This window comes from Mahella australiensis 50-1 BON, assembly GCF_000213255.1.
Classification (GTDB): domain Bacteria; phylum Bacillota; class Clostridia; order Mahellales; family Mahellaceae; genus Mahella; species Mahella australiensis.
Map to the genome: position 1 here is coordinate 1181386 of NC_015520.1, position 14247 is coordinate 1195632.

Below are 14247 nucleotides of genomic sequence, written 5' to 3' on the forward strand. Positions count from 1 at the left end.
GAGACATTCTTCAGACTGCGAAGGTTTATGGTAGCGAGGCATATATGTATAGCCTATTCTATGCGCATGCTTATGTCCAGCGCGTTTACGGAATGCGTCAGCGCACCTGAGGATATTATATCGATGCCTGTAGCAGCTACATCTGCGATGTTAGACTCATCTATATTGCCCGATGCTTCGAGTATAGCCCTGCCGGCAGTTATCTCAACAGCCCGGCGCATCATATCTAAAGGCATATTATCCAACAGTATTATGTCAGCATGGCATTCTATCGCTTGCTGCAGTTGCTGCAAGCCTTCCACCTCTATCTCGATCTTCATGGTATGGGACAGGTTGCTTTGGACTTTGGACAACGCCGCTTTTACACCGCCGGCCAGCTTTATATGGTTGTCCTTTATCAATACGGCATCGGCCAGATTATAGCGGTGATTTATACCGCCTCCTACGGCCACGGCATAGCGGTCGAAATATCTTAATCCTGGGGCAGTCTTGCGCGTATCGGTCAACTCAGCTTTATAAGGCTTTATCATATCGCTCAGGCGACGCGTATATGTAGCTATACCGCTCATACGCTGAAGCAGATTCAAACATAACCGCTCGCCTTTTAAGATAGGGTTCATAGGCCCTTTTACCTCGGCTATTACTGTCTGCGTATCTATGAAAAAACCATCCTGTACTAATGGGATGAATTGTATTGCAGGGTCGAGAGTATTATATACCATCTCGGCAACGGGTAAGCCTGCTATCACACCGCTTTCTTTGGCCTTTATATAGGCATGAGCAGTTACCTTTAGGTCCACCAGCAAATCGGTGGTTATGTCGCCCCAACCCAAATCCTCCTCAAGATATCGTTCAATGTGTTTTTTAGCTATGAATCTGTCTATAATCGGTATCATACGCTATATTTTCTCCTTTGATTATTATATGATGCTTTAACATATCATTTTTGGCCGGATAATCGGTCCTGTAATGACTGCCACGGCTCTCGCAGCGGAAAAGAGCGGCGCGTGCCATAGCATAGCCCACAATTATCAAGCTTTGCAACTCATATATATCTGGCCTATCAGCCGATAAGCCCAATATCCATTCATACTGTTCAAGCCACCGTATAGCTTGGTTTAGTCCGGTTCCATCTCGTTCTATGCCGACGTATCGCTCCATTATGGCTTGGAGTTGGCGGCCGATTGCCGCTATTTCATCGGGCGTTAAAAACGTTTCAGGTAAGCGCTGATGCCACCACTTAAAGCGTCTATGTTCTGGCATAGTGTTTAATGATGAGGCGTGTTTTACCGCACGCGCTGCGAATACCAGACCTTCTAACAATGAATTGCTGGCCAAGCGATTGGCGCCGTGTACGCCGGTACATGCGCATTCCCCGCAGGCATAGAGCCTTTCTACATCCGTTTGCCCAAAGCTGTCGGTCTTTATGCCGCCCATTAGAAAATGAGCCGCCGGCGACACCGGTATATAGTCCTTGGATATATCTATGCCTATCTCGGTGCACTTAGCATATATAGTAGGGAAGCGGGCAGCGAAATATGCTTTGTCGATGCTTGTTACATCAAGATATACGTAAGGTGTATCATGTTTTTTCATCTCGGCGTATATAGCCCGCGCCACTATATCCCTGGGCGCTAACTCTTTAAGCGGATGATAACGCTCCATAAACCGTTCGCCGCATATATCGCGCAGTATGCCGCCTTCGCCTCTAACCGCTTCGGATATGAGAAAACGCTGGCCGTTTTGCTCGTATAAAGCGGTGGGATGAAATTGCATAAATTCCATATCGGTCAATGTGCAACCCTTTCTATAAGCCATGGCTATGGCGTCCCCTGTGATGAGCGGGCTGTTTGTGGTATTAATAAAAAGATTGCCAGCGCCACCGCCTGCCAGTATGATAGCTTTGGCCCATAGGATAAAGCGTTGCTCGCTTTGAATATTCATAATCAATACGCCATAGCACTTATTGTCGTCGACCAATAGGTCTAGTGCGAGATATTGGCTGTATAATGCCACGCCTTCTATTGCATTGGCTATATTGGTTACGATGGCCTTGCCCGTATAATCGCCGGCGTGCAGTATGCGTCGATGAGAATGAGCGCCTTCCATGCCAAGGGCATAGCCGTTTTCATCCGTATCGAAAGATACACCTAAATCTATCAGCCGTCGTATGTGCGTTGGAGCCTCGTTTATCATAATGGTTACATTTTCCTCATTGCATAAACCATCACCGGCTGTCAACGTGTCCGCTATATGTGAGGCGAAACTGTCATTGTCATTCCATACGCATGCTATGCCGCCCTGTGCCCTGTATGCGTCTGAACTGTCAAAATCGCCTTTATTTATAAGGGCGGTGCTGCCATGCTGCTTGGCCAGATGCGCGGCGTATAATCCGGCTATGCCACCGCCTATTATTACATAATCGTATCGTTGTTGAAGCAATGACTTGGAGTCGAAGTTTACGCAGTATGATGTCACGTTCATAAAGCCAGCATTCTTTCTATCGGCAATAAAGCGCGGGAGCGTATATAATCATTTACCGTTACACGCGGGCTCACGGTTTCCAGCGCTTTGAGCACATCGTCCAACGATGTCAGCTTCATGTTCGGGCACATTAGTTTTTGAGATGCCGGATAAAAGCTTTTATTCGAGCAAAGCTGCTTCATGCGGTGTATAACGCCGATCTCTGTGCCTATGATAAATTCGGTCGCATGGCTGTCGCGTACATGCATTACCATACCGCCGGTGCTGCCTACGAAATCAGCCATGTGCACTACGTCAGGGCGACACTCCGGGTGGGCAAGCACCTCAGCTTCGGGATGCAACCTTTTGGCTGCCAATAGCTCCTCTGCTGTAAGCCGATCGTGCGTATTGCAGTAACCGCTCCATAATATGAGATGGCGTCCGGTTTGCTCCATAATGTATTGGCCGAGGTTTTTATCGGGTATAAATATGATTTCCTTATTGGCTGGTATGGAATTGACCACTTTTACTGCGTTGGCCGATGTGCAGCATATATCGCTTATAGCTTTGACCTCGGCTGTGGTATTTACATAGCTGACCACCACTGCGTCCGGATGCTGCTCTTTCAGCGCGGCCACGTCGTCGGCGTCAGCCGTATCAGCCATAGGGCACCCGGCCTTTATCTGGGGCAGCAGCACGGACTTATCCGGGGACAAAATATATGCCGTTTGAGCCATAAAATGTACGCCGCAAAATACGATCACGTCGGCGTCGGTCACCGATGCTTTGCGAGCCAGCTCCAATGAATCGCCCACAAAATCGGCTATATCCTGTACCTCCGGACGCTGATAAAAATGCGCCAGTATAATGGCATTGCGCTCCTTTTTCAGTACGCTTATCCTGCGTGAGACGGTTTCATCCATTTACAATGCCTTCTTTACTTTAAAGTACTATTGGTTTTATTATATCATAACACGTTTGCATTTGTATGTCTACACAGATGACAAGACAACAATAATAAGTTTCAATTCGTAATATAGAACTGGAAACGCTGATATTGTGTCGAACCTATAGCAGGCATAGGATTTATATCATGCATGTGCTAAACTTGCTATATTACGAATCGCAGAATAAAAACATCTTGAGAAATCCACGGCATAATGTTAACATAGTATAAGCTGATAATAAATCGTTTAATCGTTTGAGAATGGAGGTAATTTTTTGATAAAATCATCTACATGGAAATTGAGCAGGAGTTTCCTGGTTACACATGCCGTGCTGGCTATAGCCTTTTTTGCTTTTTTGCCTGCGGTATTGGGGTTAGTTAACCTTTTGAGCGGTAATTTGGGTACAAGCACGCCGCCGACAAACGCATCGCAACAGCAGGGCGACGTAGATCAACAACCTGCTCAACAGCAACCGGGTACTGATGATAATACTGCTCAGCCGAATGCACCTGATGCACAGCAGCCTGTTGAAGAGCAGTCAGAGCCAGGTACCGACAACCCTGTTCAACCGGATAATGCTTTGCCAGATCAATCCGGAACCGCTCAGCCGGGAGAAGTACTGCCGGCCGAGCCTGAGCGGAATCTTACAGCCGAGTTTATAGCCGGCCTTATCACAGCTGCTTTATATCTTTTTATAATGGCTGCGGCAGCTCAGGGTTCAGGTTTTGCAGATAAGGAACGCATATTATATAACGGTTTTATAGCGGGTGCTATAGCCTCTATACCCGGTTTGGTATTAACTGTAATGTTGACATTAAGTGGCGGCGATGTGCTTTGGATAAAGGTGATGCATCGCATATGGATGAGCCCGTACATTGAGATATACAGCGTACATGAGGATATCATGATAGCGCTGGCGTATGTGACGCTGCCTCTAATGCCTATAGCGACCGGCGTAGGCTATTTGAGAGGGATAAAGAAAAAGGATGAGGTCGTAGCGAAATTAAAGGCTACGGCACCTAAGCCTGATAAAATATAGAAATGGGGTTATGTTATGCTGCAGAAACTTATGATAGAACAGCGCATTATAGATGCGGGTGTAGTCGCGGTTGTGCGTGCCGAAGGCGTACAGCAGGCTCTGAATATAGCCGATGCATGTATGCAGGGTGGCATATCGGCTATAGAGATCACTTTTACAGTACCCGGCGCAGTAGAGGTTATAAAAGAATTGAACTTCCATTATGGAGACAGGCTTGTGTTGGGCGCCGGTACGGTATTGGATGCCGAGACGGCTAGATTGGCAATAATAAACGGCGCTAACTATGTGGTGAGTCCATCGCTGAACATTGATACTGTTAAATTATGCAATAGATACCAAATACCATGCATGCCGGGCGCTATGACCGTAAAAGAGGCTGTTGAAGCCATGGAGGCAGGGGCTGATATTATAAAAATATTTCCCGGTGAATTATTTGGGCCGAATATTATAAAAGCTTTTAAAGGGCCATTGCCACAAGCATCGTTTATGCCCACCGGCGGTATAAGCCTGGATAACGCCGAGGAATGGATTACAGCAGGAGCGGTAGCGCTTGGTGTAGGAGGCGCTCTGACCGGCAGGGCTAAAGACGGGGATTACGCTGCTGTCACTGAGACGGCACGCAAGTTTATCGATATAGTGCATCGGGTGCGCAGTAGATAGGAATATGGCAGATTTTTCATCGGTGATAGATCAGATAATTATATTGATGATCTTATTGGCTATAAGCTATATAGCGGCTAAGGCCAAATTCATAAGCCCATCAGATAAAGACGGTGTATCGAACGTCATGATAAAGATAACACAGCCAGCGCTAATTATAACCACTTTAAGCGGTTATAATTTTTCTGCCCAGATACTCATAGATAGTTCCCTGATAGTGTTATTTGCTATAATTTCTTTAATTGTATCCTTTGCTATGGGATGGTTATTGTCCGATAAGCTGAATATACCTGAGGAACGGGCTGATGTATTGCGGTTTGAGCTGATGTTTGGCAATGTGGTATATCTCGGTTATCCTGTGTTATCAGCACTTATGGGCGACAAAGGTATATTCTACGGTAGCGTTTTTACTATAGCCAACGATACGGCTTTGTGGACGCTTGGATTATGGTTGTTGACGCGCAGACAGAATGATCATGCCAACGGTTGGAGAAATCTTTTTAATATGAATACTATATCGTTTTTTATAGGCCTGGTGATGTTCCTAACAGGTATAAAGTTGCCCCGCCTGGTATTTGCCGCATTAAATCCTTTGGGGAAAACCACTATATACCTCTCGATGATATTTATAGGAGCGGCGTTGGCTGAACTCGATATAAAAGAGGCCGTCACCAATGGCAGCACGTTCGTGCTTTCTATAGCCAAATTGGCTGTTATGCCGCTTTTGCTGTATGGATTGCTGACGTTATTGCATGTAAACGATCTGGTGAAGCTGGTGGTGGTCGTGCAAGTGGGTATGCCGGCCTCAGCGCTGGGACCGGCATTAGCCCGCCGCTATGGTGCAGATTATACCTATGGAGCGCAATGCGTGTTGATGTCTACATTGATAAGCCTGATAACATTGCCGGCGCTCATATGGTTGCTCAGTATATAAGCGAAATTATAGTAGCATATTTTGGGGTGGACTGAAAACATGCGGTTCAAGCGGCGATGCTTTCTTTATAGCGTCCAATATGGGCTCTAATCTTTCGTAGAATACTATTACTATATCGCCCGGTTGCGCCTGACCCATGGCGGCGCTTATGGCGTCAGTTTCCGATAATATGATATTCATGCTGCTTTTTGGCATGCCTGCTCTCAGCGCTCCTTGCTGAAGCAGGCGGCTTACTTCGCCCGTTTGCCTTCCTCGTAGCTCTATATCCTCTTTTATTATTATGCGATCGAATCCATAACCTGCTATGCGGCCCATCTCGATAATATCTTCATCCCTTCGGTCACCTGGTGCCCCTATGACGCCTATAAGCCTGGCGGGATTCATTTGTTTTAACGCGCTTATGACCGATTTGTAGCTTTCGACGTTGTGTGCGTAATCGACTATAACCCTGAAGTCGCGGACATTGAATATATTGAATCGCCCGGGGTTTTGCAGCGAGTCGCTGTAGAATGTCCGAAGAGCCTTTTCCATAACCGATACAGGTACTTTTATACCATAGCCAGCTGCTACGGCTGCCATGCTATTCTCAATATTGTAGGTGAGCTTTCCTTCCCATGTGGCGGGTATCTCATCAACGGCTATAACATTGTATATATTTTCACCGTCGAACAGTACTATATAATCGTCTTTTAGATATACCGCAGGCCGCCCGTTGTCTATCTGATGCTGTATCAGGATGTTATTTTGATTAAAGGAGAAGTAAATTAGGTTGCAGCGTACGCGCCTAGCTGCTTGTACCGATATAGCGTCATCAGCGTTGAGCACGGCATAGCCGTTATCCTTAACTGCTTCCACTATCAGGGATTTGACATGCAGCATATCCTCCAATGTGTGTATACCATCTATCCCCAGGTGATCGCCAGTTATATTGGTGATGACGCCTACATCGCTGAGATCATAACCTAGTCCCGAGCGTATTATGCCACCTCGTGCGGTTTCCAATACGGCAGCTTCCACCGATTTGTCGCTTAATATTATCTGTGCACTAGCCGGCCCTGTAGTGTCACCTTTCATTATGCACTCATCGTTGATATATATGCCTCCCGTTGTGGTCATACCAACATTGAGGCCCTGGGTGCGCAACATATGGGCGATTATGCGCACGGTGGTGGTTTTGCCATTGCTGCCTGTAACTGACACTATGGGTATTGACGAGCGTTGCCCTTGAGGATAAAGCATGTCTATTATGGCTTTGGCGGCATTTCTCGGTTTTCCTTTATAAGGATAGTGATGCATGCGTATGCCGGGTGCCGCATTGATCTCGATGATGGCACCGTTTACGCCGTCTAATGGAACATCTATATCCAAGGCCGTTATGTCTATACCAGCTACATCTAGGCCTATAATTCTGGCAGCGCGCAGTGCCAAATCTGCGTTGTAAGGATGAATTTTGTCTGTGCGATCAATTGCTATCCCGCCGGTACTGAGGTTGCCGTTTACCCTTAAATACACTTTTTGCCCGCTTTGAGGTATGGAGTCGATGTTTAAACCGTTTTTGTGCAGATAGGATGTTACCTGTTCGTCTATTTTGATCTTAGTGAGAGGACGTTCATGATCATCACCGCGCCTTTCGTCACTATTGATCATATTTACCAGTTCGACTATAGTGTGGTGGCCGTCACCTACGACGTAAGGCGGTATCTTCTCGGATACGGCTATTATCTTATCTCCTACTACCAGTACTCTATAATCGCGGCCCTTTATATATTTTTCTACTATTATCTCTTGGTCGAACAGGCTGGCGCTTTTGAATGCTTGCTTTACAGCCTCGGGGTTATTAAGTTCTAACCATACGCCTTTGCCCTGATTTCCGCCTTTAGGCTTTACTACCACGGGATAACCGATGCTTTCGGCTATCGATATCGCTTCGTCCGCTTCTGAGCAGCTTTGACCAATGGGAACGGGTATACCGATATCTGCTAATATGGATTTTGTAATCATTTTATCACAAGCTATATCCACCGCGATACAGCTTGTATTCTCGGTTATAGTGGCTTCTATTCGTTTTTGATATTTACCATAGCCTAATTGCAGTATACTGCCATCGCCTATACGCATTATCGGTATATCGCTTTCTCTGGCGGCATTTACTAGAGCTTGTGTACTGGGACCGAGCTGTGCGCCGGCGGCCTTGACTTTTAGCTTTTTTAACCTGTTATCGGTATCAATGCTTTGCTGATTTATCAATGCCTCCGTAATGTCTATTGCCAGCCGCGCAGCTTCTAAACCGACACATTCGACATCATATGCGAATACTATTAGATATTGAGAATTTCCATCTATGCAGCGGGCTTTGCCAAAGGATACATCGTAGCCCAGGCAATGTTGTATCTCCAATGATAGGTGTTCTATAACATGGGCCAGATAGGTTCCCTCATACAGACGTTCTACGAAACCCCCCTCGTATCCCGGCGAGCATCTATGTTGTCTCAAGCCGGGAAACATTTGAAGTAAACGTTGATTGAAATCTGTTATATCCTTGGTAGCAACATTATCGAAATTTTCGAGATCTATCACCAGCTTTATAACCGGTTTGTGGCTGAATATATTTCTGCCTTTGTATGCTTTGAGTTCACAGATGTGCAATGCTTGTCTCCTCCTGTTTTGTGTCATAAGTTAACAATGGTTGACGTATGTTCATATCAAACCCGTAGCTTGCTGGAAGGATATGCAATGTTATATTGGTTAGAGCCAATGGTTGATCGGGTTTTAGTTCCGATACATTGGTATAGTCGATATGTATACCATCCAATACCGTTACGGCTCCAGAACCTATGACGCGGAAACAGCCATTCGGCATAACATGTATGGCGGTATCTTCATCTATGCCTATGCCGAGCATATATGGATTTTGCGCTATAGCTGATAGTAATCTGCCTATCCTTCCCCGTTGTGCAAAGTGCTGGTCTATTACCGCACCTTTCAATAATCCAAGGCCAGGCGCCATTTTCAACGTACATTTTCGAGGCGAATCGTCATCTTCACCTGATACTATCATAGTTTGGCTCATCGCCGAAGCGCCGGCGCTGGTGCCTGCTATGAGCAGTCCATCTTCATAGGCCCGCAATAACGCCTCATCTGCCAACGTGCCGCCGAGTATACTGCTTATGCGAAGCTGATCGCCGCCTGTAAAAAAGACGCAGCTGGCATTGTATATTGCATCGGCATATTTTTGCTTATTAGCGTCCTGTCTGTCGTTTATATTCAACACTTTTACATCTTTTACTCCCAATTGATCGAATATATCTATATATTCATTGCCAACCTCTTTTTGATATTCGGTAGCGACCGTGATTATAAGTATAATGCTGTCGTTGCCACCGCTTAATAACACAGTTTCTTTTAATATTCTGCGGTCGCCGTATTTATCTTCGGCGCCACCTATAATGATCAAATTTCCTTTGACCTTATTATTCATAACCATCCTCCAATATATACCCTATATTTTTACTATTTTAGACTATGTTTATTCATTTTTAATTGCTACTGTATGAATGTATATGATATAATAAACATAAATCTATGCAACCGTTTGTCTTAACGAGAGGAGATGAATTATGGGCATTACCATTAAAGATGTTGCTAAAGCGGCTAACGTGTCGCCGTCTACGGTATCGCGCGTTGTGAAAGACAGCCCGCGCATAAGCCAAGAAACCAAAAAACGTGTCAGACAGGCAATGCGTGAACTTGGCTATCATCCGAATGCAATGGCTCAAAGCCTTACTAGCAAGAATACAGGTAATATAGGCATAATGTTGCCACGTCCAAATGACGAGGAATTCAATCATCCGTTTTTTCCTGAAGCATTGCGCGGCATAAGCGCAGTGTTGCGTATACACGATCGTGATATATTGCTCAGCCCTGCCGGTAATGAAGTGGAGGAACGTCGAGCGCTTCAACGCATGGTGCTAAGCGGCAAAGTAGATGGTGTTGTACTATTATCATCGCGTATTTCTGACGAATTGATAACGTGGCTGTATTCAATAAACTTCCCATTTGTGGTGATAGGCAATCCCAGGCCATTAGGTTTGGAAAGGGTATGCTGGGTGGATAATGATAATATAGAGATAGGCAGGATGATAACTCAATATCTAATAGATAAGGGCTATGAAGATATAGGTATTATAACCGGCGATCTAAGATTTATAGTGAATATAGATCGTTTAGAGGGGTATAAACAGGCTATGGAGGCTGCCGGCAAATCAACCAACAGGGCTTATATGGCAGAAGCCGATGTTTGGGAAGACGGAGGTTATAATGCTATGCTCAGAATACTGCGCAACGGCAAGCCATCGGCTGTCGTGACCGTGGATGATCTGTTTGCTATAGGAGCTATACGGGCTTGTAGGGATAGGGGGTACTCTATACCATATGATATAGGTGTAATAGGTGTTAATAATATAGGCGTAGATCAATATCTCATGCCACCGTTGACATCAGTCGAAATATATGCTTACGAACTTGGAAAATCAGCGGCTGAATTGCTGCTGAAAAGGATCGAAATCGGGCCTGAATACAATGATTGCGTTATTATTCACGGAAGGCTTGTAGAAAGAGTCTCTTGCTGACGGGTATGTATTATTGCACATTTGCGAAATCATTTGCCTTAAAAATTGAAATAAGTTGCGCATATTATGCTTTATAATTTCATAATATGTTACCTAATTTTTATAGAATATGTACAAAAAACTACTTGACAGTTATATAAAATGCGCATATAATAAAGATATGATGCAAAGCTGTGCGCAATCGATTTAATTATTGCAAATATGGTTTGCATAATTATGCTTAAGATTGCGCATGTGTGCAGTGCAGACGATATATAAGTAGCAAAGGAGAGGTTAAAGGATGTTTAACAAGAAACTGGTTGCTGCTATATTAGCAGCGGTATTGTTGCTGAGCGTTGTGCTCGTAGGATGCAGCGGTGGTTCTAAAGCGCCGTCTTCGTCAAATGGCCAGGGCCAGAACAATGGACAAACCGACAATAACAATGCTGCTTCCAGCGGCGAAAAAGTTACCATCACGTGGTCCACATGGGGTAATCCCGGGGAATTGCAGCGGTTCCAGGAGTTGAATGCCGAATATATGAAACTCCATCCTAATGTGACTATAAAATTTATGCCGGTGCCCAGCGGTTATGATGACAAGATATTGACACAGGTAGCTGGCGGTACTGCTCCGGATGCTTTTTATGCAAGTGAGACTCTTACCCGCAAGCTTATAAAGCAGGGTAAGATCGAAGAGCTTGATTCTTATCTTGATAATTCCAGTAAATTGAAAAAGGATGAATTTATACCTGTATTGCTGGAAATGGCTCAGAAGGATGGCAAGACTTATGGTTTGCCCGTGGATTGCAATCCGTGGGTTCTATATTACAATGCGGACCTTATAAAATCAGTAGGTATGAAGACGCCTCAGGAATATTATGATGAGGGTCAGTGGACATGGGATATCTTTAGCCAGATTACCTCGAAACTTGTTGCCGCCGGTAAGAAAGGCTATATTCTCGAAAATTCATGGGGGAATGTATACAGCTGGCTTGCCTCTAACGATGGCAAAGCAGAAATCTATAGCGAAGATGGTAAAAAGTATCTGTTAGATTCTCAAAAGAATATGGAAGGTTTAAAATTCTTGTCCGATAATATTAACAAAGGCAATATAACTTATGCGGGTTCATTGCCTCAAGGCCAGGGCCCTGATGCTATGTTTATGTCCGGCCAGGTTGGCTTTACATCTTTCGGTCGCTGGACGGTGCCTATATTTAAGAAGGTTAGCTTTAATTGGGACGTAATACCGTTCCCAACTAAAGATGGCAGCAAAGATCCTCAAAGCGGTATAGCCCAGGCGTTTATGGTGATAAATAGTAGTGCTAAAAATAAACAGGCTGCATGGGAGTTTGTGGAATATTTTAACGGCAAAGAAGGTCAGACCTTTAGGCTGAAGGGTAATGGTAATGCTGTACCCTCGATATTTGGGATAGACGAAGTGGTGACTAGCGATACCAAACCAGATCATAGCGAATATTTTATAAATCAACGCAATAACGGTTTCGCTCCTTTTGTACCTGAGATGGGCGTGCCTGAGGTACAGAAGGATATATGGGATAACTTAGACCTTGTATGGCTTAAGAAAGCGACTGTAGAGGATACAGTGCCTAAGATAGTAAAATCTGTAAACGATAAATTGGCTAATGCTGAGCCATAATAGATTAAGATGATCTGAATGACATAGGAGGGCATATGCATACCATATGCCCTCTTTGCACGATTCAAGAGTGAGGAGGTAAATAGATGGACGAGATTAAAAAATCCACTCATGATGGTGCCTGGGCAGCTTTGTTTTTAGCGCCGCAGGTCATAGGGCTTATAGTTTTTTCGATAGGCCCTATAATAGCTGCTATTGTATTGAGTCTTTTCCAATGGGATGCTGTAGGGACACCGCTTTTTATAGGATTTCAGAACTTCATAGATATATTCAGCAGCGGTTCGGATTTTTGGATAGCACTAAAAAATACTCTCTATTACAGCGTTTTAACCATACCAGTAGGAATAATACTGGCTTTAGTACTAGCAGTCATCTTAAACAATGTTAAAGGTAAAATGATATACAGGACTATATATTTTATGCCTCAGGTTACTAGTTCAGTGGCTATATGTATGGTATGGCTGTGGATGTATAATGGCGATTTCGGTCTCATAAATCAGCTTTTATCTTATGTAGGTATAAAAGGACCGCAGTGGTTAACCGATACGCGCTGGGTTATGCCTGCAATAGCTATATTATCAATATGGTGGGGATTGGGTTACAATATGACTATATTTCTTGCCGGACTGCAAGGTATACCTCGCAGCTATTATGAAGCCGCTACTATAGATGGTGCAAACGCTCTGCAGCAGTTCAGGCATATAACATTGCCGCTTATATCGCCGACCACATTCTTTCTGACTATAATGGCGGTTATCAGTTCATTCCAAGTGTTCGATCAGGCGTATATAATGACTGGTGGTGGGCCGGCTAAAGCCAGTACTACACTGGTCTATTTGGTATGGGATACGGCATTCCAAGAGTTTTATATGGGTAGAGCCAGTGCCATAGCTTTGATGCTGTTTGTAATGATATTGATAGTAACGTTGATCCAGTTTAAATTTTCCGATCGCTGGGTCAATTATGAGATATAAGGGGGGTGAATTCTATGGCGCAGAATGAAAACACGGCGTTGGAAGTAACAGCTCCACGATCAGTTAAGACCAGCCGTATTATATCGCAGATCATATTGCATACGATATTGATATTGGGGTCGGCTGCCATGATAATACCATTTTTATGGATGATATCGACATCGCTTAAAGATTTTGGGCAGGTATTTATCATACCTCCTAAATGGATACCGGATCCCATAATGTGGTCGAATTATCCTAATGCGTGGAATGCGCTGCCGTTTGGCAATGCTTATTTGAACAGCATAAAGATAGCGGTTATAGTTGTGGCTGTCCAGCTATTGACCGCTTCTATGGCCGCTTATGCTTTCTCTAAGTTAAAATTCAAGGGACGCGATGTATTGTTTACAATATTCCTGGCTACTATGATGATACCGGGCCAGGTTACAATGATACCAACTTTTATATTGATGAAGTATCTCGGATGGATAGATACTCATCTACCGCTCATAGTGCCAGGCGCATTATTCAGCGCTTTTGGTGTGTTTTTGCTCAGACAATTCATGATGAGCTTGCCGAAAGAATTAGATGAGGCGGCCATTATGGATGGAGCTAATCATTGGACGATTTATTGGAGGATATCCCTTCCTCTCATAGTGCCAGCTATGACGGCGTTGGGTATATTCACCTTTATGGGCACGTGGAATAACTTCATGGGGCCGTTGATATACCTCAACACCCCTGAGAAATTTACGGTGCCTATGCTGCTCAATCAATTCAAAGGCCAGTATATCACAGATTGGACACTTATGATGGCAGCGTCGGCTATAGCTATAGTGCCAGTACTCATAATATATCTTATAGGGCAAAGGTATATAATAGAAGGCATAGCTTTAACAGGAATGAAAGCATAAGATTATTTGGATTTATGGCGCCTCGAACGGGGCGCTTTTTTATATATTGTATTATGTTCAGATAATTCCGACA

Annotated in this window: 12 protein-coding genes; 7 read left to right on the forward strand and 5 right to left on the reverse strand. The window is 44.4% G+C overall.

Annotation, left to right across the window (positions count from 1 at the left end):
* Window positions 1-53: 53 nt before the first annotated feature.
* From nadC to nadA, 3 genes are read right to left on the reverse strand one after another with little or no spacing between them, the layout of a single operon-like run.
* The gene (nadC, locus tag MAHAU_RS05680) at window positions 54-896 is read right to left on the reverse strand and encodes a carboxylating nicotinate-nucleotide diphosphorylase (RefSeq protein WP_013780768.1); all 843 of its coding nucleotides are present in this window, start codon (window positions 894-896) and stop codon (window positions 54-56) included.
* The gene (gene nadB / locus MAHAU_RS05685; RefSeq protein ID WP_013780769.1) at window positions 865-2484 is read right to left on the reverse strand and encodes an L-aspartate oxidase; all 1620 of its coding nucleotides are present in this window, start codon (window positions 2482-2484) and stop codon (window positions 865-867) included. The genes nadC and nadB overlap by 32 nt, the downstream gene beginning before the upstream one ends.
* Window positions 2481-3386, reverse strand: coding sequence for a quinolinate synthase NadA (gene nadA, locus MAHAU_RS05690; protein WP_013780770.1), 906 nt, complete (start codon window positions 3384-3386; stop codon window positions 2481-2483). Before nadA ends, nadB begins: the two co-directional genes overlap by 4 nt.
* Window positions 3387-3684: 298 nt before the next feature.
* On the opposite strand from nadA, the gene MAHAU_RS05695 reads away from it, so the two are divergent.
* Genes MAHAU_RS05695 through MAHAU_RS05705 form a run of 3 tightly spaced genes read left to right on the forward strand, consistent with a single transcriptional unit; the run spans window position 3685 to window position 6043 of the window.
* Complete coding sequence (locus MAHAU_RS05695) at window positions 3685-4449, forward strand: hypothetical protein (RefSeq protein WP_013780771.1); 765 nt, start codon at window positions 3685-3687, stop codon at window positions 4447-4449.
* Between the two features lie 15 nt (window positions 4450-4464).
* Entirely contained in the window at window positions 4465-5109 is a 645-nt protein-coding gene (locus MAHAU_RS05700; RefSeq protein ID WP_013780772.1) for a bifunctional 2-keto-4-hydroxyglutarate aldolase/2-keto-3-deoxy-6-phosphogluconate aldolase, read from the forward strand.
* A gap of 4 nt (window positions 5110-5113) precedes the next feature.
* Window positions 5114-6043 (forward strand): AEC family transporter, encoded by a 930-nt coding sequence (locus tag MAHAU_RS05705; RefSeq protein ID WP_013780773.1) that lies wholly within the window; start codon window positions 5114-5116, stop codon window positions 6041-6043.
* A gap of 6 nt (window positions 6044-6049) precedes the next feature.
* Here MAHAU_RS05705 and cphA read toward each other — a convergent pair whose 3' ends face one another.
* Together cphA and MAHAU_RS05715 are read right to left on the reverse strand one after the other, a co-directional pair.
* Window positions 6050-8689, reverse strand: a complete 2640-nt coding sequence (gene cphA / locus MAHAU_RS05710) for a cyanophycin synthetase (RefSeq protein WP_013780774.1) — start codon at window positions 8687-8689, stop codon at window positions 6050-6052.
* Window positions 8676-9521: a cyanophycinase gene (locus MAHAU_RS05715; protein WP_013780775.1), complete on the reverse strand. Its 846-nt coding sequence runs from the start codon at window positions 9519-9521 to the stop codon at window positions 8676-8678. The genes cphA and MAHAU_RS05715 overlap by 14 nt, the downstream gene beginning before the upstream one ends.
* 139 nt (window positions 9522-9660) lie before the next feature.
* On the opposite strand from MAHAU_RS05715, the gene MAHAU_RS05720 reads away from it, so the two are divergent.
* The 4 genes from MAHAU_RS05720 to MAHAU_RS05735 all read left to right on the forward strand — a co-directional run bounded on the left by MAHAU_RS05720 (window position 9661) and on the right by MAHAU_RS05735 (window position 14174).
* Window positions 9661-10671 (forward strand): LacI family DNA-binding transcriptional regulator, encoded by a 1011-nt coding sequence (locus MAHAU_RS05720; RefSeq protein ID WP_013780776.1) that lies wholly within the window; start codon window positions 9661-9663, stop codon window positions 10669-10671.
* 280 nt (window positions 10672-10951) lie between these two features.
* Window positions 10952-12307, forward strand: coding sequence for an ABC transporter substrate-binding protein (locus tag MAHAU_RS05725; RefSeq protein WP_013780777.1), 1356 nt, complete (start codon window positions 10952-10954; stop codon window positions 12305-12307).
* 86 nt (window positions 12308-12393) lie between these two features.
* The gene (locus MAHAU_RS05730) at window positions 12394-13281 is read left to right on the forward strand and encodes a carbohydrate ABC transporter permease (RefSeq protein ID WP_013780778.1); all 888 of its coding nucleotides are present in this window, start codon (window positions 12394-12396) and stop codon (window positions 13279-13281) included.
* 14 nt (window positions 13282-13295) lie between these two features.
* Window positions 13296-14174 carry a carbohydrate ABC transporter permease gene (locus tag MAHAU_RS05735; protein WP_013780779.1) on the forward strand — a complete coding sequence of 293 codons (879 nt, stop codon included), beginning with the start codon at window positions 13296-13298 and terminating at the stop codon, window positions 14172-14174.
* Window positions 14175-14247 lie beyond the last annotated feature (73 nt).

Excerpts from the sequence above, each read along its gene's own strand:
- nadC (WP_013780768.1), bottom strand. The coding sequence starts at position 896 with ATGATACCGATTATAGACAGATTCATAGCTAAAAAACACATTGAACGA.
- MAHAU_RS05735 (WP_013780779.1), top strand. The coding sequence starts at position 13,296 with ATGGCGCAGAATGAAAACACGGCGTTGGAAGTAACAGCTCCACGATCA.
- MAHAU_RS05720 (WP_013780776.1), top strand. The coding sequence starts at position 9,661 with ATGGGCATTACCATTAAAGATGTTGCTAAAGCGGCTAACGTGTCGCCG.
- nadA (WP_013780770.1), bottom strand. The coding sequence starts at position 3,386 with ATGGATGAAACCGTCTCACGCAGGATAAGCGTACTGAAAAAGGAGCGC.
- MAHAU_RS05730 (WP_013780778.1), top strand. The coding sequence starts at position 12,394 with ATGGACGAGATTAAAAAATCCACTCATGATGGTGCCTGGGCAGCTTTG.
- MAHAU_RS05700 (WP_013780772.1), top strand. The coding sequence starts at position 4,465 with ATGCTGCAGAAACTTATGATAGAACAGCGCATTATAGATGCGGGTGTA.
- nadB (WP_013780769.1), bottom strand. The coding sequence starts at position 2,484 with ATGAACGTGACATCATACTGCGTAAACTTCGACTCCAAGTCATTGCTT.
- MAHAU_RS05705 (WP_013780773.1), top strand. The coding sequence starts at position 5,114 with ATGGCAGATTTTTCATCGGTGATAGATCAGATAATTATATTGATGATC.
- MAHAU_RS05715 (WP_013780775.1), bottom strand. The coding sequence starts at position 9,521 with ATGAATAATAAGGTCAAAGGAAATTTGATCATTATAGGTGGCGCCGAA.
- MAHAU_RS05725 (WP_013780777.1), top strand. The coding sequence starts at position 10,952 with ATGTTTAACAAGAAACTGGTTGCTGCTATATTAGCAGCGGTATTGTTG.